We start from the raw sequence: 22,549 nt of genomic DNA, 5'->3' as shown, positions 1-22,549 counted from the left end.
TAACTTGACGACATTCGGATATATACCCCTCATACTTCAAGTTGCCTAGGTGTTGGCTGCGTCCAGATACTCGGCTCGTCCTGAGCCTCGCCCCTGACGGGGCGGCTGCCAATAGCCTTCAAGTCTGTTCCCGGCAGACTTGTCGCACCAGTCACATAGCGAACTATGCGCCTGAGAATGATGAACCTCATCCATGAGGTTTCACCCTGCGAGCTAGCACAAGCACTATCCAAATCAATTCCTGACTGATTTGTCTCGGACTTGCCGCCTACAAACACCTCGAATTATTTTAGGTATCAAAACAATTTCTCCACACTCGGGGATATTGCTATTGCCGATTACGCTTCGCAGTTTTGTTTGATATCCCAACCAGCACTGCTTTCAGCACCTTTTCCTCCTTGCTCAGACTGTTCCCAATATTGCTGCTGAACTTTTGCTGCCTGGAAGGCATAAACAATACCGACAGTGTCGTCGTTACCGGTACCGGTATATTGGATATTGGATACCAGCACATCTTCCAGGGTAATTTTCCCGTATTCCATTTGTCCTCCACCGGCTTTACAGATGGACAACTCAATTTTGGGGAGGTGTTTACCGCTGGCGCAATGCTTCAGCAGTGCCGGCGTGGATTTGTCAATTAATGCCTTGACATGCAAATCATTAAAGCAAACCTTACCTGTACCGCCGCCTCCACCTACGCCCATATTGCCAGGCTGAGAAGCTCCCCAGGAAAATGAAGTTATATCGGTCCAACCTTTATGGTTAGCGTCTTTTGATTCACCACTGGCGCCATCCACTTTCATGAACATATCAATAGCCATAACTAAGTTCTCTCTAAGTAGAGTTGATTAAAATCCGTTTTTAAAAAGCAACGGTGGTTTACGGCACAAGAAATATCTTCTTCTATAAAGAAGAAATTATGACTCTCGTGCTGTTCTTTGTGCCCTTCATCTCTCAGATTGCGGTCAAAGTTGCCCTTACATGAAAGAAGATGAGCAAATACTTACGTCATTAACTTTGTTTTAATGACGGGAGCTTTGAAACTAAACGTAACGAAACGGTTAATCCCTCTAACTGATAATGTGGGCGCAGGAAAAACTTTGCAGAATAATAGCCAGGGGAGTCTTCAATTTCCTGCACCTGGACTTCTGCCGCTGCCAGGGGTTTTCTGGCTTTGGTTTCCTGAGAGGAATTAGCCGGATCGCCATCAACGTAATTCATAATCCAGTTATTCAGCCACAGCTCCATATCGCCACGCTCATGAAAGGATCCTATTTTGTCCCGTACAATGCACTTCAAGTAATGTGCAAATCGACAACAGGCAAATAAATAGGGCAGACGTGCCGCTAACTGGGCGTTTGCCGTCGCATCGGGATCATGATATTCCGCGGGTTTTTGCAACGACTGGGCACCGATAAAGGCGGCAAAGTCTGATTTTTTACGGTGGATTAGCGGCATAAACCCATTTTTGGCCAGCTCGGCTTCACGCCGATCGCTAATAGCGATTTCTGTCGGGCACTTCATGTCGACACCACCATCGTCACTGGGGAAGGTATGGCAAGGCAAATCGGCAACGGCACCGCCGGACTCGACGCCACGGATGGCGGTACACCAGCCATATTCCTTAAATGAGTGATTGATGTTGGTGGCCATCGCATAGGCCGCGTTGGTCCAGGTATAGTTTTGGTGGTTGGCGCTATCGGTTTCCTCTTCGAAATTAAACGCATCCACCGGGTTGGTTTGAATACCATACGGCAAGCGCGCCAGAAAACGTGGCATCGCTAGCCCGATATAGCGTGAATCCTCGGATTCGCGCAGGCTACGCCAAGGCGCGTATTCGGTATTCTGGAATATCTTGGTTAAGTCTCGCGGGTTGCCCAACTCTTGCCAGGATCCCATCTGCATCACACTGGGTGAGGCCCCAGTGATAAACGGGCAGTGAGAGGCTGCACCGATCTTCGCCATTTCACCAAGCAGCTCGACGTCCTGCGGGCTGTGGTCAAAATAGTAATCACCGACCAGGCAGCCGAAAGGTTCGCCACCGAACTGCCCGTATTCCTGCTCATAGATACGTTTGAATAACGGGCTTTGGTCCCAACCGACCCCCTTATAACGTTTGAGGGTCCGTCCTAACTCACGTTTGGAGATGCTGATAAAACGGATTTTTAGCATCTCATCTGTTTCGGTGTTATTGACGAGGTAGTGTAAACCCTGCCAGGCACTTTCCAACTGCTGAAATTTATCATTGTGGATAATTTTATTGATCTGCCGGGAAAGCTTGTCGTCGATTTCAGCGATCAGTGCCTGAATGGTGCGGTAGGCATCGGCGGAAACGGTGATGGTATTCTCTAATGCCTGCTGTGCCAGCGTTTTTACCGCATTCTCAACGGCTTCTTTGGCCTGATCGGTTCTTGGCCGGAACTCTTTCTGCAACAGCAAGTTGAACTCATCATTGGTATAAGTTCTGGCTAGCGGGGTGGTTTGCGTCTGAAGTTGTTGGTTCATGGTTTATTCCTCTGGCACCGTTGCGGTTTCAGGATCACCGTGAGTTTCCTTCATTGGAGCCTGCGTTAACGACTGCAATAACCCCGGATTACTTAATACCTTGGTAATAAGCTCTTCGGCTCCGCTTTTACCGTCCATATAGGAAAGTAAGTTAGACAGTTGGGTTCGTGCATCCAGCAGGTGCCTTAGCGGTTCGATCTTACGGGCTATTTCCGCAGGAGAAAAATCGTCCATACTTTCAAATACCAGCTCTACATTTAGCAGGTCTTCGTCGCTGAGGGTATTTTCAACCTGAAAAGCCACTCTGGGTTTTAGGGATTTCATCCGGTCATCGAAGTTGTCTATGTCGATATCAAGAAACTTACGTTCTTCAAGGCCCACCTGCGGCTCAAGAGGTGTTCCTACCAGATCGGCCATAACGCCCATGACGAAAGGCAATTGGATTTTCCGTTCCGCCCCGTATATTTCAACATCGTACTCAATCTGTACGCGGGGGGCCCGGTTACGGGCGATAAATTTTTGCCCGCTGCGAGATTTCATATTTGCCATTGTTTTCTCCGTAACTCCATGTTTTAAAATGGTTTCTGATATCAATTCAGCACTGCCATATTTCTGTCTGACTAGTTGGTTTTCTCTGGCTTTTCTCCTGTTCCCAGAATGACTTCCAATTGACGCAAACCGTCCGGAGCCAGATCGTTGACGATCTGGAGAAAATTAAGATTGATGAGCTTCTGCAACCGCTCAATCATCAGCGGCGCGGGATGACTGGGTTCATGGCGCAGGAAGTAGTCTTTCACCTTCTCCAACAAATGCTGAGCATCAGCCCTAGATTGTACCTGCCCATAGCCGAACTCGATCGGCGTCAAACCATCATCGAACAGACCCAACGCTGGCGAAGTAGGAGCAGGCTCGGTGTTTTCCTCCCTGATTCTAGGCGTTGCCATTTGTTGGATAGCCTGGGTGATGCCCTCGAAATTGCTTTGCAGCAACGCCATTTCCGGCAGGGCATTTTCGCCAAGATGCAGATGAATGGCGTGACGCAATTGGGCCAACTGTTCGGTAATAGTACGAACTAGACCGACAGTGCTCTGTTGCGGATTAATCAGTTCATTACGCAGGCGCGGCAGCCCGTCGGGGAAGCTGGCAATTTCCTGTTTGCTTCCATCCAGCAGTGTGCAGGCATCACGCAACGAAAGCTCGTTACTGCCTATTTTAATCAGTGGTGATGTACGTACCGCCTGGGTTAGGTATGTGTGATCGCCCAGACTGGCGAGTACGTTGATACGAAATATCGGGTCATACTCACCGTCTATCTCCAGCAAAGGGTGGAGTTGATGCCAATATCGTTCGATAGCCAGGTAGATTAACTGCAAGCTGTCGGCGTATCCCTGTAACCCGCGAAGTTGCGTCCAAGCTGTGGCGAGATAAAACATCACCCGCAGGTCTTTGGTGCGGCGTAACAGATTGATGCTCAAGCGCTCTACCGCCCCCCAATCTGGTTCCTCTGCGGGTATGATGGTATCGCCGAATTGCTGCTCTTTTTTACCCGCGGCGAGCTGCTCCATTTTCATAAACTCAACGTCATACTCGAGGTTTTCACCACATTGATTTTCTGCTGTTACTGGCGTTAGCAGGTGCTCAATCATCATATCTGCTGTTCCCTATCAAACATTTGTCCATACGGCCCTTGGTGTACCTGTCTGGCATCGCCTATCGGTGCGAACAGATGATGGAAAAGCTGTACCGTAAGATGGCCACTGTGGACATAGGTATCAAACGGTTTACTATTGGCGCTGTTGCTCCACCAGAAACTGCCATATCGGTAGGGATCAAAATCAATCACTGGCACTGTTTCGCCAGCGGTGACGTTGCAATCCCCTATTGTTGCTGACGATAACGGCGGCGACATCTGCAAAGCCTGATCGATGCGCTCTGCGCAATGGCGCTGATGAATGCCTGCCTGCAAGATTTTCCCAATCTGGTAATAACGCTCCACAGCCAGTAGTAGTCGCTGGTTATGCCAGTGCTCAGGTGGCTCCAACCACATGGCGAATAATGGATAATGCCGCCCAACGCGATCCTGTGACGGCAGCAGACATCCTAACTGCACGAAAGGCGTTCCCAGGGTGGTAGGCAGGATGAAATACCAGAGTGGTGCTCCATGTAGCGAATAACGCGAATTATGTGGAGTTGAGAGTTGCAGCGCCACCAGGCCAGACTGGAACCAGTGCGCCCACCGATTGACCAAGGTCTTGGGAAGGCGGCGCTGAACAAAATCACCGTTACCTGGGATCTTGCCATACCAACCGATACCGTTAGCCGGTTGCTCTGGTAGATGAGTGTTGTTCTGGCTCATGTATCAACTCTCCTAAGGGCAATTGAAAGCGGTTGGCTGAAAAGGATTGCGCACGCTGTTGGGCGTGAACTCCATCACCACCTGGTGTCCTTCCAGATTGAATGTCGCCGTTTGTGACAGCGAAGAATTGCTGGGCCCCAACGTTGCCTTATCCATCAGGCGGTGCAGTGCCCAATCTCCCGCAGTCACGAGTGAGGTGGTTTTTCCATTGGCAAGGTCAAGCTGTAGTGTGATCTGATAGGTGTTGCCGATACCGGGCCAACTCACCACCAGAGGGACCAGTGGGCCATGGCTATAACGGAAGATCTGACCATCAAGATCGAGCGTCATGCTAAGAATATCCGCGTCCATGCTGACCGGTTTAACCGTCAGGGTATAAGAGGGCTTCTGACTCTGTCCGCTGAACCAGGTATCCCGTATGATTCGGGCCTGCTGGAAGGAACGCAGCATGTCGCTACCACCGGATAGCGTTTTGCCATCAACGCCTGGGTTGAAACGCCATGAGGCGCGGGAGGTATCTACTTTGCCTTCGAGGTTCTGGCGGAAAAAACTGTCCATAATGCCGCTGTTCGGTGCGAACATACGGGCAAAGTCTTGGCTGGTAATCTCTTGCCGGGCATTACGCACCAGTGGATAACGGCCAGCGATAGCCTGCCGACAAAAATCTCTGACCTCAAACCCGACACGCTTTTGCAGCCCTTCCAACTCTTTCATCTGTGAGTCGCTGCTTGCACCGACCGCTAGTGATAACATCATGTCTTTAAACGGCTGGGGTAAACGTCCTGCCTCCGCCTGCAACGCCAGAATAATGTCGCCCTGTGGCGCGACCATGCCGCTGTTTGCAGCACTTTGTACCGCTATCAGGTAGTTGTACAATCCATCGATCTGTTTCAGTACTGTATCAAAGGCAATATTTTTTGCGCCTTCATCGCTGCTTTTTGCCAATTCGATAATCGGGGCAAAGTGCTTGATGACTACCTGCTCCGGTTGAGATGAGATATCACCGCCGCCATTGCCACTTTCAGCAGACTGAGGGTTGGAAAACAGATTGCCCAGGAAATGGCTAGGGCTGGCAGTGTTTTTTTCTGCATTGCTCAAAGTGACGCTATTGTTTTTAGGCTCCTGTTCATCGGTGAGCCTGATGTTGTTCACCACGTTGATAAGAAAATTGCGCAGCGGTGAGTCCGCGGCAGAAAGCAGACGAGCAGTGCTGATACGTTGGCTCAGATTGGCAATGTTCTTCAATTCGACATCCGCCAGTAACGCATCCCAGACGCTGATGAAATCCTGCATATACAGTAAGCGTACGGTTTTCTGCAGATCGGACCGACTTTGTCTGCTCAGGGCATTTTCACTGATGTTCAGTACCCAGCCATCCTCATTTAGCAATGTTTGTGTGACATCATCAATCCGCTTGTTAAACGCCAGCCAGTAGCCTTTTGGAGTATACAAACCCGGTATGCCATCGGTGCTGAATTTGTCGCTTTTACGCCGGAAGGCCAGTTCGGCCTGTGGACCTGCCAAATCGGTTAGTGAAACGGTTTTGAGCGCGTCTTCCTTCAGCAGGATGCGTTTTAGTCGTCCGTAAATCCGTACTGATAGCGGCGCTTCATTAAGCCGCCGCTGTGCAGCCTGCTCCAGTTGAGAGTCGCGCAGGTAAGGCGAAGACTGAACGCTTTCGTCCAGAAGCTGTTTCAGATGAGCATCAAGAGCCTGCCAGGCGGCTTTACTGGTGCTGGGGCCAGAGATGCGATGCAGGTTGAACAGTATCCAGGCACGCAGGAATTTACCGTCATAGTGATCCGGCTCGTATAACATTCGATAGGCTTTCAGTGCCTCAAAGCTAAAATCAGGATCGCCACCCATATCATTGCGCAATACTTCTGTCACTTGCCAGGCAACGTAAGGCAATAGGATGTTTTTTAGTGCTTTTTGGTACAACGCTTGATTGGCCGTTTCAACCTGAACACCACGATAGAGTCCCAGGCGATAAGTGAACGGCGGTTCATGCAGAGAAAAATGCTCGCTGGCGGACATACCTGCAAGACTATCGAGGTAAGGCAACAGCGTGAAGATATCTTGATGGTTGGACAACTCCATTTCACGCCCTTGACGCTCCAAAGGGGGAATATGCCTGCTCACCTCATCCAGATAGCGGTGGTTGTTTATGTAGCTGGAATACCAGAACAGCCCCATACCGAGGAACAGCGCCGCTAGTGTGAGATAACCGATCCAGTGCAGCGTAGTATTACGATATATCCACCAACGGTTGTTACTCGCCAGTGCCGACTCACGAAAAACCACATCTTCCAAAAATTTTTTCAGGAAATAGCTTTTCCCTTGCGATAGCTTATCCTCTGTTTCCGCCTCTGCGTCGCTTGTTTCATCATGAGAACGGGACGATACATGAAGCGAATTGTTCATTTCCGACATCATTTTATCGAAGGGCATCCGATCCTGAGTGCCGCTGGTGAAATAGACACCACGAGGCGTGAACTTGGCCTCGAAACTGGAGGTAGCGAATAGGGTATTGAGATAGTCTCCCAAGGTCTGACGTAAACGGGCAAAGGCTTGGGGGAACAAATAGCTTTCTCCCCGGGTTTGCTGATCCTGCTCAGCTAACATCGTGTCGGCCAAACCAACGTCCAGACGTTGCAGTAACAGGTTGAAATGGTGTTCAAAGGCTGGTATGAGCGCGAAGTCGGCTTTTTCCATCTCGGTGCGGGCGAGGGTAAATCCCCATATCTGGCTGCGCTGCGCCTTGTCGTAATGGCCGAAGTAGGCAAGAAAACCGCGCAGCAGGTCTATCTTGCTAACCATAATATAGACTGGGAAATCGATCTTTAACGACTCACGCAGCTCCACCAGCCGCTTATGCTGTATTTGTGCCTGTTCCTGACGCTCTTCTGCGGTGAGATTCACCAAGTCACTCAGACTGACGGTGACTATCACACCGTTGATTGGCTGTCTGGGGCGATATTTTTTCAACAGGCCCAGAAAGCTTCCCCATTCTTGGGCATCTTGCTCAGGGTCGCTTTCCTGGGTGGTATAACGTCCAGCGGTATCCAGCAGCACCGCATTTTCGGTAAACCACCAGTCGCAGTGTCGGGTGCCACCGATACCGCGTAGTGCTGTTTTACCGAACCGATCGGCCAGCGGGAAATTGATCCCCGAATTGACCAGTGCGGTCGTTTTCCCGGCCCCAGGAGCGCCGATCAATACATACCAGGGAAGCTGATAGAGATATTGCCGACTAAACCGTTGCAACCATCCGGGCAGGAAGCGTGATTGCGCATGGTTGAAGCGGGCTTTCTTCAGCAGACGAGTGGCTTCTTCGAAGCGTTCTACCAGTTTGGGATCGTCATGTTCCGCGCCTTGTGGCGCATTTGGCTGAGGCTGAGACTGTGCCATTTGCCCCAGCATTTTGCTATTACGCCATGCACGCCAGGACGCGGCGATCAGTTTGCTCAGCAGCCAGAAGCCGCAGAGTACGGCAATCGCAATCTGCCGATTAACCGAGGACTCCAGGGGACGATAGTCACCGATGGAAAGGTAAGGGCCGATGAACCAAATGATCATCGAGATGGAGCCGATACCTACCATGCCCCACAAGAAACGGCTGGTAATAATGGCAATCAATGAGTTCATCATCAGTTTTCTCCCGCCTGGGATTGTGTGTTCATCGCGTGTTGCTGGATATTCGGTGCTAATTGCAGTGTGATTTCTACCCGGCGGTTCAGTGCCTTATTGGCTCTACTGGTATTGGGGGCAATAGGATCCAACTCACCTTTTCCTTCAGTCATCAAGCGATCTGATTGCAAATGATGTTTTTTCAGCAGAGCGCTGACCGACTCGGCACGCGCCAGTGAAAGATCGTAATTTGAAGCAAAGCGGGCTTTGCTGACGGAGTCGTTGTCGGTGTACCCCGTAACCAGAACTTTGCCATCGATCTGATTCAGCGCTTCTGCCACACGGGCGATAATTGGCCGATACTGCTCACGTACTGAAGTGGAGGCCGAATCGAACAGACCATCCCCGCGGAGTATTATGATACTTTTTTGCTCTTCGTCGCGTATGCTCAACAGGCCTTGCTTGATTTCCGGTTGTAGAAAATCCTTGAGTTTGGTCAGCATTGGTGAAGGTGTTTGCTGCGCAGGGATTTCGTCTGCGAGCACCTGCGGCAGTTCAAGTTGATAGATAGAGGCGATAACCGGCGTTGTGGCTTCACCGAGTCGCCACTCCAGCATGATAAACCAAAGGCAGGCAAGCAATCCCAGAAAAGCCGCACAGGCCCACAGGGGGAGCATGGGGCGCCAGACCTTTTGTTCCATTGGTTGATCGATAGCACATGGTGACAAAAGCGCTGGATAGTTGCCGCGTACTGTGTGGATGATTTGCGACAGCCGTTGCTTGAGTGTTTCCAACTGCGAATAGCCATTCTCGATAATATGATAGCGGCCTTCAAAACCCAGTAGCAGGCAATAGTTGATCAGTTCCAACAACAGAATATTTTTCTGCGGTTGCTGCGACAAGCGAGCCAGTAACTGGAAGAATTTTTCCCCACCCCAACTCTCATTATGGAAAGTGACCAACAGCCCGTTGCTGGACCAGACGGTATTCTTCCCCCAAGGGGTCATCATGGCTGCCTCGTCCAATGCGGTACACAGGCAGTAGCGGGCACCGATCAACACGTCATAAGGCAATCCCTCCCGTTGCCCCCTGACTTCGAAGCGGCGGATATCGTCAATCAACGTCTGCCGTAGCGTAGTCGGATCAGGACGCGTAACCTGATTGCGTATTGTCTGGATCATGTTAAGCAGCGAATTGGCCGCCATGACCAAAGGATTTCCTGTTCGTCTCACTTCACCCTGAAGTATCGAAGACGGTTTGTCAGTGGCTTTAGAAAAAGTATTCTGCATGGAACATTCCTTTTTTCCCCATCCTTACAGCAATAGATCACGCGTGACGGATCGCCCAAAACTCCATATTCAGACCAGGGAACTCCCCAGCTAGATGTAACGCAAAGGCTCCTGACTGACTCATTTTTTTCCATAGCTCACCACCACTCTCCAGTTCGAAGTAGGTATAGCCTGCGTGGTAGGGGAGCTGGCGCGGAGCAGCAGGCATGCTGCGTAATCCGATCCCAGGCAATTGCAATTGCACCAGATCGCGAATGCTATTGACCGGGGCGATCTTCAACTGTGCAGGCAAACGGGCGCGCAGGGTATCGGTGGGGATATCGGCATTTACGGCAATCACAAAACCAAATTCATTCAACATGCTGGGGTATGGGATGACAGCAATATTCAGACCATGTGAGCGTTCGACCAAGGGTAGCTGAATCGCATTTTCTTCAAATACGATAGACAGACCCTGCCGTATCCAGTTCATTAGTGCACTAAAGCAGGTGGCCAGATCGTCATGGTTGTAAACTGGCAATACTTCGCCAGCAATACGTGCAGGAGAAAACGTCATTAATTCGCAGGCCAGGGCCAGCCACTCGGAAAATACCCTTTCTGGGTGGATCTTATTAATGTGTAAGGTATGTTGCGTGATACCGACATAGCGGTTGATTAACTGCAGCATCATAAAATCTGATGTTTCGGAAACGCCTCCTCGTCCGCTTTGCCCCAGACGTTGCCTCAATTGCTGGCTTCGTTGTTGCAACAAACCCGAAATTTCACTGATAAAGGCATTTAGTCGGTGATTTGCCTGGCAGGTGAGCATCGGCGGGATATAGGTCGCGTCGATTTTCAGACTGTTATCTCCCCCTTTATCCAGCACTCGCAAAACGCCGATGGCACACCAGTCAGCGGTCAATTCGTCCTCTGGTAGCAGTTGCAAACGCAACTGTCCAAACTGCAATTCGGCACTGCCTACTGAAACAGTGTTGATATCGGCAATTTCCATCTCGTAAGTGAGGTAACGGGCCAAAGAATCAGTTGAATCGCTGAACGTCACTTCCTGACTGCCAGCGCGGCGAACAGGTAGAGCAAGCACTACGTTAGTGGTATTTTTCCCATCGGTAATTTTCAACGGTTGGGGTGCTTCCGCCGGGCCATGGAAAGAAAAAAAACTGCCATCAGGCAGAATGCCACTGGCGGAGTTCAGCGCGATATTCCCCAAGCGTAGTGCACTTTCATCGATATCCAGTGAGATAAAACCCCAATAATATGCTTCCAGGGCCATTCCCCACGAACGGATATAGTATTCAAGATAATTTTCAGATTGCTGAAAATGATGAGGGCGCAAAAACATCCCCTCAGTCCAGACAACTTTATGTGCTTGCTTCATGAACTATCCTTGGAAATATAAAGTGGCCTATTTTTCCATATTATTACTTTCAGCAACGTGTAACCCTTGCTGATTAGCAATAACTTTAATCTCTTGTTGAGACGGTATACTGAGCCAAAATTTGTAAAAAGGCGGCTTCTCAGGTTTTTTTATGGGAATAACAATGCGCCAGACTTTATGGTTCAAGGACTGAAACTCCCCGGTAATACCAACGTAATATCGCTCGTCATCTGACTTCCCAGAAATATTCACTGGTTCCTTATTAGGTAATAAAAAAAACTGTTCATGACTCAGTAAATTATTTCCCAGTGCTGCCTGTGGATTATTATGTAAGGAAAAGAGATCTGCATTCATAAATCCACTATCAGAGCGTAAATTGAATACGTTTATTTTCAGCGGAGCTGGGGCACCATTGGTACTGATATTAGCATCACGGGTTGCGAGAACGGCAATATGATAATTAGTAGTCTCCACCGAAACTTTTTTAGTGTCGCTATCGCTACTCATGCAGCCATAGAGCAGCAGGCTGATCATCATCATGCCCAACAGTTTACCGCTGCACTGCGTAAAATAACAAAATACCGATTTCATTTTACCTCTCGTCTCGTTGTTTCACAGAGAAAAAGCCTGTTTTTATGCACCCATTAAAATAATTGTGGACTGGCTAGGTAAAATACGTGTACCGGCGACGTTAGTTAAATTTTGTTGAGTCAGACTGGTTAAACGAGTCGCCGGAAAGCCGGCAACCAAAAATGTGAGCACGCCGGTAATATGCCTGGATGACCCCATTACTGTGCCGGAAGCTACGCCGCCGATAGATCCCGGCTCATTCCCTGTGGTGGCCGGTATAATGGTTGCCATATTATGGGCAGGCATGGCGGCAAACATAATGTGCAGCGCATTGGGGATCGCCGTCATGCCAGCCGCCGAGTTTGCATAAGGGATAGATAAAGGCAACGGTGGTGTCAGACAGACATCGGGAGAAGCAAAATCCAAACCACCTAACTGACAGTTTGCAAAGCACATGGTCAAGTTACTCCTTATTTGACTAACGTTAGCCGACGTGAATCTGGTCTGAATCTATTTTTGTGATTTTTTCTGACGTGATCAGCGTGCTGCGCGCGTGCATCCGCAGGTAATCCTGCGCCTGATAATCCAATTGTCCGGCCCGGACGTGTTCGGTTTGCTTTACTTGACGGAACAGCAACTGACTGAGGTGTGTCACGGTATGCCAGACAGATTCACAGCGATCGCCGATCCAACGACCAATGCGAATGTTTGCATTCACTTCATCACCCTGGAATTCCAATGTCCCGATAGCACATTCACCCTGAGCGGATTTGATCTGCAAAGAGTGGCTGTTCATCACCAACTGTTGTTCACTGTTCAGGGTTAGCGCACCACCTGACGTTGAAATACTCAGGCCACCCTTGACGCTTATTTGCGCCTGGTGTTCTGGGCAACTCCGCTCCAACACGGCCAGCAACCACAGTTTTTCATCATCAGAACGAGCGAACAGGACGGTATCACCAGATTCTGGCATCAACAGACAGCTTGCGGCCCGGCGGCACTGCCAACCTAATCCTTCACTTTCAACGACAACGCTACCGTCGGACAAAATATCCACCACTCGGCCACTAGCCTGTTGCGGTACATAAACAGGTAAAACTTGTGATGCGGTTGCTGCACTCATCGATTTCTTCCTTTTTCAAACTCTAACGGTTGGCCAACTGTTCCGACTGCGCCCAGCTTTCGGCGGCGAAAAGTTCTGGATCGTTTTCCAGCATGCCCGTCTTGTCACCCCAGAGTGTTTCCACCTGGATAGACCGGTGAAACTGGGTCCGGTTAAAACGTGCTCCCTTGAAGTTGGCCTGGCTGATGTTGGCATACGAAAAATCGGCGTACTCAAGCTGGGCATCAGTAAAAAGAGCGCCCAACGCGAGACTTTTGCTAAATAACGCTCGTGCCAGTTGACAGCATTCAAAGTGGGTTGAAGACAAACGTGCACTGATCCACATCGATTGGCTCATCAGACTGGCGCGGCAATCTGCTTGCGAGAGATCCGCCTCAATAAACTGTGTATATTCAGCCTGGACCTCTCTCAGGTTTGCCCTCTGCAACGATGCCCCTTGGAAAAGGCAACGATTCAGGATAGCCGAAGCGAAATTGACGTCATCCAGTTGGTTGCGGGTGAACTGACACTGAATGAAAGAAAGACCTTGATAATCTAGCCCCTGCTGAAGGCATTCAAAAAAATTCACCTGCTCGAAACCTGCACCTGTAGGAATATATTCCCGCATATCTATCTGATAAAAAGTGGTTTTAAATAGTTTTGCGGCGGTGAAGTCGCACTCTTTCAACGAAGATCCCGAAATGGCACTTTTGCTGAGTTGCGCATGCTGAAAACGCCCTTGTTCCAAGCTGCATTCCATGAATTGCAGGATTTCTCCCTGAATATGGCTAAAGTCTGCCTGTTGCAGATTACATTCACTGAAAATGAGAGTAGACAGGTGCGCACCACTAAAATTGGCACGGCTTAAATCAGATTCGCTAAAGCTGGCATGCTGTAATCGGGTCTGAGTGAATATTCCCGCCGTCAAAGTACAAGCAATGAATAGACAATGATCAAGATTACATCCAGTGAAATCGGCATTGCTGAAGTCAACTTGCCTAAAGATACCCCCAGCAAGATCGCATGTTGATAGGTTGATCCCCGACAGTATCAGGTTTTCAATAACTTCTCCCTGTTTGACTTTTTGTTGTAGTTCAGTAGCTGACATCATCATGCAGCTCCTTTACGCAAAGGATAAACTTTCATCTGCTTCGTCCAACTGTCCTGCATGATGGTGGTATCGCTGATCTCCGCTTGTGAAATATCGGCACGGAATAAATTGGCAGCGGTGAAATTGCAGCCGATCAGCCGTGCTTTCTGTAACCGACTTTCCATCAGATTTGCCTGCCTGAGGTCTGCCCCTGCAAGATCGCAGCGGATGAACTGTGATTGACTGGCCTGTATGCGGAACAGATTGGCTGACGGTAGCAATGCTTCGGACAGATCGCACCCTGCTAACTGGGCAAAGCTCAGGTCGGCATTGTTCAAAGGAGCCTGGCGTAGATTACACGCACTAAGTTTGGCGTGGGTGAAACAGGTACCTTGCAGTGAGGTTCCAGCGGTAAAGGCGCAGTTTTCCAATCTGGCGCGTGTAAAATCGATACCGTCTGCCTGGCTGTTGACCATTGAACAACGTTGCAGCACGGCTTCTTCAAATACCGCCTTTTGCAGATGGCTGTCAATAAAGGTGCTTTTATGCAGTCGCGCCGCAGAGAAACGGGGATTATCAAGACGAATAGCATTGAAAATAACGTTCTCCAGAGAGGCAGCGCTAAAGTTACAGTCGGACAACACTATCTGGTCGAATATCTGGTTTTCCAGCGTGGCCCGCGTAAAGTTGCAGCGCTCAAACTTTGCCCCTTCGGTCACCAGCTTGCACAGTATTGCGCCGGTAAAATCACAGTCACTACAGTTGGCTAGCGCTAGAGTGGCTTCATGGAGTACGGTGTTGCGCAGCGAAGTCTGCATCATTCGGCTACGAGCCAGCAGGGTTTGTGTCAGCGTGGCATTATCCAGAATAGTGTGGCTGAGATCGGCGCTTTCCATCATGGTACGTGTCAAATTGGCACCACTTAGGTCTAGATGGGAAAGGTCGGCTCCGGTCAGGTCGCAACCGCTAAAGTCACGATCTTGCGCCAGCTTGGTGATAACCCACTCGCGCAATTCTGTCTTGTGGCTGCCGCTTAGTAGGGGAGCTGCATTCTGGCTTTGTACCCCAATGCGGTAGAGCTGGTACAAGCTCTCTTCCTGGCCGGGTTGCAATTGACCATTTTGTTGCTGACGCAAACCTTCGCACATTTTATAAAATGATTCCGGCCCCGTTGGGCGACGTGCGTCGTAAGCTTGCGTATCAGGTATGCGCTGTTTTACCTGCTGCATGGCATCGTCTTGCGCCTTGCGAGCCTGTTCTTCCAGTTGCGCCATAAATGTCGGCAGTTGCGAGAGTGTCGGATGTTCTTTTTTCTGCGCGTCTTTTACTCCTTCAGGCAACTTCCCGTCTACCGTTTGCAAGCGTTGTTCAACATCCTGATAGATGGACTGTCTACGTGCATCCAAACTCTGTTCAAGAGGGTGGACCGACTCTGAGGACCCGAGTTCGGTATCTATCCAAGGCGCGATGGCATCCTCTGGCAACAGGTCGCTCTCTTGGAAGGCATGAATACTGCCTTTTTCTTTGTCGCTTCTTTTGATCCATACGTCTCGATAATGGCTCAATGGACGAGGTTGGTTTTCATGTTCAAGCGCGGGCATTAACACATGAATATTATGGGCATCATCCTCTTCAATAGTGCATTCGCCATGATAGACCAACAGCATTTTTTCCAGATGCGGCAAGAACCAGACGGTGGTATGGCGCATCTCTATTTCTGAAAAGGCTTCTTCGCCTGCGGTTGTATGATGGACAAAGCAGCGCGCTTGCCAAGAAGGTAATTTTCCAGTCAGTAGCGCATGGTGAGGATGCATATTCTCAATCCGATACGGCATGGCGCTTGGCAAAGCTGACAGGTTATGCCATTGCTGATCCTGTGGTGCCATATTAAACAGGCGCGGATCGGCGTCGTCGGCAAAACCAAGCATACCCCGCTTCACCCACTCTTCATCGTAAAGGGTGCCAATAAATGCTTGCCTAGCGGGCCAGGTGAGATCGATGGGACCCAAACCAGCTGGGGAAACCTGTTGCGAGGGCGACATCAGGCGTTCTGAGGGCGATTCTATATTCGGCAACGGGTGGCGTGCCCCATTGTTAGCCCCAATACCAAGAGGATTATCTGCTATTTGTGGGCCGCCGTAAGACCGCGACCAATCCACTGGAATAGAGGTGAACGGCTGAGGGACAGAGGGCGTTTCTCCTTGCCATTCCCGATCGCCGGAGACGATGAGGGATTTCTGTTTTTCACCCAGTGTGATACCGATGCAGCATACATTTTCCGCCAGACAGGTATGTGGATACGCATGACCTACTGCCAGAAACTCTGGGTAATGTTTGGGATAAGCGAGATCGATCAGGCCTCCACTACAGGTTAATTCATCTTGTGCCAATTTCCATAGCTCTGGTTCTGGGCGCAATAGTGGTTTTTCCTGCATATCGACCAATGCTAAAATAGCGATACCTAAATAGGGATCGCACCCTTTATAATAAGGTCGATTCATTATGCCAAGACGCAATGGTTTAATAATTTTCATTATACAGCTGCCTTCCAAATAAAAACCACGTTCTGACAAAATAGCTAGGGAAGTTCGCCTTATTGATAAACACCCATACAACTTGAAGTACGGCGAGTATATTCCCAACTCAATCATTTTACGCAGACCCGGATATCATATACCCGTAGCCCTTCAAGCTGTAGGGAACTCCCCGGACCCCGCTTATTCAGAGCCACTAGTTATAAAGTAGGGACAGCATGATTTTTTATACTAGAGAAAGAGCACCAAGTCTTTTACGTTTAACTCCAACCTACCCATATTGATTTGTTGTCTAAATATTTTCAGAACGGTACTGTCGACTAATATTTTAGCGCTGGTTACACCGAGATAAGCGGGAACTATCCTTGCTTCAAATTGTGTTGAGTCAATATGTGCGCCTCTAACCCGAATATCAGTACCGATGGCCTGTACTCTCAGCCCGGCAGCAAATACTTTTAATAATGCTGCCTCCAGACTATCTGGCGTAATGGAAATGATATTGGTCGTTGGTTGAATGATCATCGTCGGGGCAATAGTAGTAATAGTTTCCGCCACGGTGGTTGCCAAATTGCTGCTATAGGTTTGTACCACGTCACCGATAACCGTTGATGTACTGGTGGCTTCAACTAGAACAGTCATAGCATTTTCGACAGTAATATTCATGTCCTGTTCGACAGAAATATTCATGTCCTTTTCGGCATGCATAGCGAAATTCTCTACGCCTGGGGTATCCTCCATAAACAGGCTGTTGGCATTGCTGATACTCCCATCTTGGGTGCGGCTCATAATTCCCATTTTGGTGGCGTTAGCCGGTAAATCCCAGGGGGGCATATTATCTTCATTATAAACGCGACCGGTGATTAAAGGTCTATCGGGATCGCCATTGACAAAATCGACAACAACCTCTTCGCCAACCCTCGGGATTTGGATACCACCATATTGCCAACCTGCCCAATTACTGGCAACCCTGACCCAACATGAGCTGGTTTCATCCCCTTTACTGTAGCGATCCCAGCGAAATTTAAGTTTTACCCGGCCGTAATTATCGGTCCAGATACTTTCGCCTGCAGGACCGACAACTTCCGCCGTTTGCGGGCCGTGAGTCTTCGGCCAGGCTGTTTTCCTTTTAGAACGCCATTGTGTTGCTGCAGGTAGCACCACAAAATCGGTATAATGCTCGGCATTCACACTGTCATTACTGGCGTAATTGCTTTCCTTAAAGGAGTATCGTGCCGCAATAGTCATATACTCGCGGGCATCTTCAAGTCTGGGAGCGTTATCCAACATAAATCGATAACCAGGTGCCAGACCCAAGGAAGAAGCGCGCCCCTTGATGAATTCATGATTAGCCTCGAACTCCTGTTGCCGAACACGGGCATAAAACTGACCATGACTTTGGTCGGTATAGCATCCTGGCCAATCAAAAATCTCTGCCTTTTCTTTGGCAAAGGATTGTGGATTGGGCCTATTTTCCAACAAGTTGGCACGAGGTTTGCGGAAATCGTAATCATTCATGCTGTAGAGACTGGGAGTAATAATATCGGAAACTTTCCATTGATAAATCGTGGCGGCGTTTTCAGTTAATCCACCTTCGTTTAGACGATATACGATGTGGCCATAGCCATCCAAGGCATCGTGGCGCTGCGGAGAGTCTGCCAAGATCAGAGTGTGACCGTCCGCTTGGTGGGTGAAGTAGAAATAGATCCCTTCATGCTCCATTAAACGGCAGATAAAGTCGTAATCACTTTCTTGGTATTGAACACAATAACCCCATGATCTGTAATTATATGTCAGGCGATTTTCAACGTTGATCTTGTATTCATTAAAGATACCGAGAATAATCTCAGGAACACTTTTTTCCTGAAAGATCCGACAATCCTGATTTTGTGTCAGGTACCAAAGCGTTGGGCGTAGCTTCAGGTGATAGAGATAGTATCTTTCTTCCGATTCTTCACGATCCGAAAGCGTCATGCTGGTAATGATGCCATTCAGGTAGCGTACAGGTGCAGCGCGATCATCAATGTTAACCGTAAATGACTTTCCAAGCTGTGATTTCAAGTCGATGGTGTTTTTCTTGCAGAATAATCCGATATCAAATTCATATATTTCTGATAGTTTCTCCTCACCCATTAAGGTATGAAAAAGAAGTTGTTCAGACAAATCCGATATTTTTCCAGCAACGAAGATGCGGTTTAAATTTAGCATTTTTGTATCCATACGCTGAGTTAATACGACTATGTCCTATACACATCAAAGTAGAACCGCCTATGTACTAAAATCCCTTGGTGAGAGTACTCTCATAAATAAATATTAGCATCATTGTTCACCAACCAGTTATCCCCTGTCAAATTATCCATCCAAAAAATGGTTAGATGTACTAGTAATGACTCAATTGTATTGATTGGTTATTTGAAGCTGATTTATAGAGGAAAATGGTGATTTTAGTTAACGCAGATGTTGCTTATCCAGGCTGTTAAATGCCTTATATTACTCTCCCGGTTTGCGCAAATTTATGCCCAGACAATCCCATTAATAATATTGAGGTATACCCTAGAGTTTGTAGAGAAGCATAAAAATGGATAATGATATTGATATAGGTAAAAATGATGCTAACAGTGATTTTCATCACATAAATTAGTTTTGACAAATCTATCGCTAATGACTTCAGTGTGGTGATGTTTTGAGTAAGTTCTTGTCAGCTTCTGTCGCCTAACTGGCATACGGGTATACCCCTCATTCTTCAAGGGGTGGTGGTGTTGGCTGAGTCCAGATACTCGGATCGTCCTAAGCCACGTGCCTGACGAGGCCGCCGCTGCCAGCAGCGTTCAAGTACTCTTACCCATACTCTCTAGTAGCGCGGTGATCTCATCATTGACCTCGGATGCAGTCGCATTAATAACCAGATCAACATGCTGCTGTGCGAGCTGATCCATAGGCAGTGCGCTTACCGCTCCTAGATGTTGGAACGCTTTCATCATCTCCTGTACACGGCTAAAAGTACGATTAGTGAGCACAATCTGGCCACCAAAAGCGAGTAACGGCAGCATCATACCTCTTGCCGTCTCTGCCAGAGGTCGCTCTTTCACTGAGTTCAGTCGCCACTTTATAAGCTTGTTCTTTAAAAGGTACGGTGACATTGGCTCCCTGGCCACCAGCAGCAATAAACTGCTGTAGCATCCGTTCAACATCCTCTAGCGGAACCAATACCCTACCATAAGGGTATTCGATCCCTATTTGCTCAGCAAAGGTGCGTGAATGCGAGGAAATTTACTATGAGTAATCGGATTACCTAATACCGCAAATTTTTCCATACAAATAGCCTCTAGCCCTGACGGATCAACTGACCGGTCAGAACATCTCGAATTTCAGAAGGGTTCAACCGGCCACCTACATCACCCGCTAATACCGGAACAGTGTCACCAAACTGCTGCCTCACTTCTATAACCGTGCGACACGGCGATTGGCCACTTAAGTTGGCACTGGTTGAGACCAAAGGCTTACCAAACTGACGACAAAGCTGTTGTACCAACGGATGTGCGCTAACACGAACCGCCAGTGAATCAAATCGCCCTGTAAGGAGGCGTGGAGTTTGTTGTTTTGCCGGGACCACCCAGGTCACTGGTCCGGGCCAACTGGCAAACATCATGGCACGCTGCCGCTCACTCAACACGTTGTCATCAATATACGGTGTGAGTTGTGTATAGTCTGCGGCGATCAGGATCAGGCCCTTTTCCCACGGACGTTGTTTCAATGCCAGTAAGGTCTTCACTGCATACTCACTATCAGGGTCACATCCCAAACCGAATACCGCCTCTGTTGGATAAGCGATAACCTGCTGGTTTTGCAATGCAGTCATAATAGGAGCGAATAAGGAAATCTGTTCTGGGTTCATGAGATGATTATTCTGTGAGTGCGACGGGTTTTCCACAGCGTTTACTGGCACAGTAAAGCATCAAACCTTTTGCTGTGTGCTTTTCCATCAGTAACGGGTAGTGGCAATAAGCACACTCACCAGCAACAGGTTTAAAATTTAGCGCAAACTGGCAGTCTGGATAACGGTCACAAGAATGAAACACTTTGCCATAGCGGGACTTGCGTTGCAGCAGTTTACCCTGTCCACATTGGGGACAAGGGATACTGGTTTCATCAGGCTTGTCGATAACTTCAGTATGAGTGCACTCAGGGTAACGACTACAACCAATAAACATCCCATAGCGCCCCTGGCGTAGTACCAAGGTCGCCTGACACTTCGGGCATTCTTGGCCCTCCAGCACTTTAACAATATGCCCATCTGCCTGCGCTTTTAACGGCCGGATATATTGGCATGTGGGATATTGAGAACAACCAAGAAAGGGGCCGTGACGACCACTACGGATCACCAATTCGGCCCCACATTCAGGACAAGGTTCATTTTGCCTGGTGGCAAAAATCGCGTTTTTTGTCATAACTTCTTCTATGCTTGTTAGCTGCTCAGTGCAGGTAACCTTCGTTGACTTCAAACAACAGCTCTTCCATCTGCTGATAAGCGCTTTCATACCCGGGGATATTAAACAACACCATCAGCACGACCCATTTCAGATCTTCGAGATCGAACTCCGTATTATCCAAGGCCATAACACGATCGATAACCATTTCACGGGTTTCGAGGTTCAATACCTGTATTTGTTCCAAAAATAGGAGAAAACCGCGGCAACTGGCATCTAAACGCCCCCCTTCTTCTTCAGTGTAGATCCGCATCGCAAGTGGATCCGCACCCATAAAATAAGGTGCATTCTCTCCTTCCTGGAGGTCTGCAAGTTTCTCCAACCAATTCAACGCATTATAGATATCATTCCGGTCAAATCCTGCCTCGGCAAGATCATTCGTCAAGGTATCCTGATCAACCTGCATCTCAGGCTCATTGTGTATATAAGTTTCAAACAAATACATGAGTACGTCGAACATGGTCAGCCCTCCTTATTCGGACATAACCGCCGGGTACAGCTGCGATCCACCCTGCTAACTCCAGATCGAGTAACTTGACTACCACCTCTGGCACAGGTTGGCCGGCACGTGCAGCGACGACGTCAACAGGTGTTACCTCATCTCCTACGTTAGCCAACACATCAGCAAATGGCAATTCAACTTGTGCTGCTAATAAAGAAATAGTTGTATTTTCTCTTAAAGGCAACCAATGCAGACCACTGCGAAGCTGTTCTATTATATCCTTCGGACTGGTCACCAAACTTGCTCCTTGCTGGATCAAGCAATGTGTTCCCTCACTCATTGGATTACCTAGCGCCCCCGGCAGAGCAAATACCTCGCGCCCTTGCTCCAGAGCATAACGGGCTGTAATCAGCGATCCGCTACGCAATGAAGCCTCGATAACCACGACCCCCATACTCAACCCACTGATAATTCGATTGCGACGCGGGAAATGAGCAGGCAACGGTAAATCCGTCACCAGATACTCGGAAATCACCGCCCCGCCTTGTTCAATGATTTGTTCGGCCAAGCGGTGGTGGCGGCGCGGGTAGATATTTTCCAAGCCGCTCCCCAACACAGCAACAGTTACCCCTTGTGCTGCCAACGCTGCACGATGGCAGATACCATCAATGCCTATCGCTAACCCGCTGGTGACCGCAAACCCTCCCTGCACCAAGCCAGAAGCAAAATAAGCCCCCCAATGTTCACCATAATGGCTGAATTGCCGACTACCCACCATGGCAACCTGCGGTAATTGCAACGCAGTAAGATTCCCCTTCACTAACAATAATAGCGGTGCATTATCGATATGTACCAGAGACTCAGGAAAGTCGGCCTCACCATAGCGCAACATCTGATTTCCCGGCACTTCCAGCCATTTAAGTGTGCTATCAAGATATTGGGCATGCTGGAACTGTTTGCGCTGTTTTTCATTCAGCCCCAATGCCCTTAGCAATGGGTAAGGATCCCCCCCTTCAGCGACCAACTGATTTATCATATGGCTAGCCAGTGGCGCACTGATCCCCGTCACTGCATACATGCGTAAACCAATCTCTTCTGGCTGCATCAGGCATTTCCTTACTCAAATTGAAGCATTACCAATTCATGCAATTGGTTCAGGATGCTGTCAATCA

At 48.8% G+C, this 22,549-nt stretch carries 18 protein-coding genes and 1 pseudogene; all 19 read right to left on the bottom strand.

The window, feature by feature from the left end; genetic code table 11:
- Positions 1 to 338 precede the first annotated feature (338 nt).
- Positions 339 to 821, bottom strand: a complete 483-nt coding sequence (locus tag IO95_RS12340) for a type VI secretion system tube protein Hcp (RefSeq protein ID WP_023488942.1) — start codon at positions 819 to 821, stop codon at positions 339 to 341.
- Positions 822 to 1,011: 190 nt separating this feature from the next.
- Positions 1,012 to 2,505, bottom strand: a complete 1,494-nt coding sequence (gene tssC, locus IO95_RS12335) for a type VI secretion system contractile sheath large subunit (RefSeq protein WP_023488941.1) — start codon at positions 2,503 to 2,505, stop codon at positions 1,012 to 1,014.
- A gap of 3 nt (positions 2,506 to 2,508) precedes the next feature.
- The gene (tssB, locus tag IO95_RS12330) at positions 2,509 to 3,054 is read right to left on the bottom strand and encodes a type VI secretion system contractile sheath small subunit (RefSeq protein ID WP_023488940.1); all 546 of its coding nucleotides are present in this window, start codon (positions 3,052 to 3,054) and stop codon (positions 2,509 to 2,511) included.
- Positions 3,055 to 3,125: 71 nt separating this feature from the next.
- Positions 3,126 to 4,154, bottom strand: a complete 1,029-nt coding sequence (tssA, locus tag IO95_RS12325; RefSeq protein ID WP_023488939.1) for a type VI secretion system protein TssA — start codon at positions 4,152 to 4,154, stop codon at positions 3,126 to 3,128.
- Positions 4,151 to 4,861 carry a type VI secretion system-associated protein TagF gene (gene tagF / locus IO95_RS12320; protein ID WP_023488938.1) on the bottom strand — a complete coding sequence of 237 codons (711 nt, stop codon included), beginning with the start codon at positions 4,859 to 4,861 and terminating at the stop codon, positions 4,151 to 4,153. Before tagF ends, tssA begins: the two co-directional genes overlap by 4 nt.
- A gap of 12 nt (positions 4,862 to 4,873) precedes the next feature.
- Complete coding sequence (gene tssM / locus IO95_RS12315) at positions 4,874 to 8,512, bottom strand: type VI secretion system membrane subunit TssM (protein ID WP_023488937.1); 3,639 nt, start codon at positions 8,510 to 8,512, stop codon at positions 4,874 to 4,876.
- Positions 8,512 to 9,780 carry a DotU family type VI secretion system protein gene (locus IO95_RS12310; protein WP_023488936.1) on the bottom strand — a complete coding sequence of 423 codons (1,269 nt, stop codon included), beginning with the start codon at positions 9,778 to 9,780 and terminating at the stop codon, positions 8,512 to 8,514. The genes tssM and IO95_RS12310 overlap by 1 nt, the downstream gene beginning before the upstream one ends.
- 37 nt (positions 9,781 to 9,817) lie before the next feature.
- The gene (tssK, locus tag IO95_RS12305; RefSeq protein ID WP_023488935.1) at positions 9,818 to 11,155 is read right to left on the bottom strand and encodes a type VI secretion system baseplate subunit TssK; all 1,338 of its coding nucleotides are present in this window, start codon (positions 11,153 to 11,155) and stop codon (positions 9,818 to 9,820) included.
- A gap of 27 nt (positions 11,156 to 11,182) precedes the next feature.
- A complete protein-coding gene (tssJ, locus tag IO95_RS12300) occupies positions 11,183 to 11,746 on the bottom strand; it encodes a type VI secretion system lipoprotein TssJ (RefSeq protein ID WP_051791224.1) in 564 nt (187 codons plus the stop codon).
- A 42-nt stretch (positions 11,747 to 11,788) separates the two neighbouring features.
- On the bottom strand, positions 11,789 to 12,181 hold the full coding sequence (locus IO95_RS12295; protein WP_023492178.1) for a DUF4150 domain-containing protein: 393 nt from the start codon (positions 12,179 to 12,181) through the stop codon (positions 11,789 to 11,791).
- Positions 12,182 to 12,209: 28 nt separating this feature from the next.
- Positions 12,210 to 12,848, bottom strand: a complete 639-nt coding sequence (locus tag IO95_RS12290; RefSeq protein WP_023492180.1) for a DUF3540 domain-containing protein — start codon at positions 12,846 to 12,848, stop codon at positions 12,210 to 12,212.
- 22 nt (positions 12,849 to 12,870) lie between these two features.
- Entirely contained in the window at positions 12,871 to 13,941 is a 1,071-nt protein-coding gene (locus IO95_RS12285; RefSeq protein WP_037385541.1) for a pentapeptide repeat-containing protein, read from the bottom strand.
- Positions 13,938 to 16,451 carry a DUF2169 domain-containing protein gene (locus tag IO95_RS12280; RefSeq protein WP_023492182.1) on the bottom strand — a complete coding sequence of 838 codons (2,514 nt, stop codon included), beginning with the start codon at positions 16,449 to 16,451 and terminating at the stop codon, positions 13,938 to 13,940. Before IO95_RS12280 ends, IO95_RS12285 begins: the two co-directional genes overlap by 4 nt.
- Positions 16,452 to 16,682: 231 nt before the next feature.
- On the bottom strand, positions 16,683 to 18,656 hold the full coding sequence (locus IO95_RS12275) for a type VI secretion system Vgr family protein (protein ID WP_051791222.1): 1,974 nt from the start codon (positions 18,654 to 18,656) through the stop codon (positions 16,683 to 16,685).
- 647 nt (positions 18,657 to 19,303) lie between these two features.
- A pseudogene (locus IO95_RS24765) lies at positions 19,304 to 19,762 on the bottom strand (shikimate dehydrogenase); the annotation flags it as partial.
- Between the two features lie 11 nt (positions 19,763 to 19,773).
- Complete coding sequence (gene tsaC / locus IO95_RS12265) at positions 19,774 to 20,343, bottom strand: L-threonylcarbamoyladenylate synthase type 1 TsaC (protein WP_023492893.1); 570 nt, start codon at positions 20,341 to 20,343, stop codon at positions 19,774 to 19,776.
- 7 nt (positions 20,344 to 20,350) lie between these two features.
- Positions 20,351 to 20,896: a type I DNA topoisomerase gene (locus tag IO95_RS12260; RefSeq protein ID WP_037385538.1), complete on the bottom strand. Its 546-nt coding sequence runs from the start codon at positions 20,894 to 20,896 to the stop codon at positions 20,351 to 20,353.
- Positions 20,897 to 20,921: 25 nt separating this feature from the next.
- A complete protein-coding gene (gene smg / locus IO95_RS12255; protein WP_037385535.1) occupies positions 20,922 to 21,395 on the bottom strand; it encodes a DUF494 family protein Smg in 474 nt (157 codons plus the stop codon).
- Positions 21,367 to 22,482, bottom strand: coding sequence for a DNA-protecting protein DprA (gene dprA, locus IO95_RS12250; protein WP_023491755.1), 1,116 nt, complete (start codon positions 22,480 to 22,482; stop codon positions 21,367 to 21,369). Before dprA ends, smg begins: the two co-directional genes overlap by 29 nt.
- Positions 22,483 to 22,549: the final 67 nt, after the last annotated feature.

This window comes from Serratia sp. DD3 (assembly GCF_000496755.2).
Note: the sequence above shows the minus strand (reverse complement) of the source record. Positions and strands in the feature narration are given on the sequence as shown.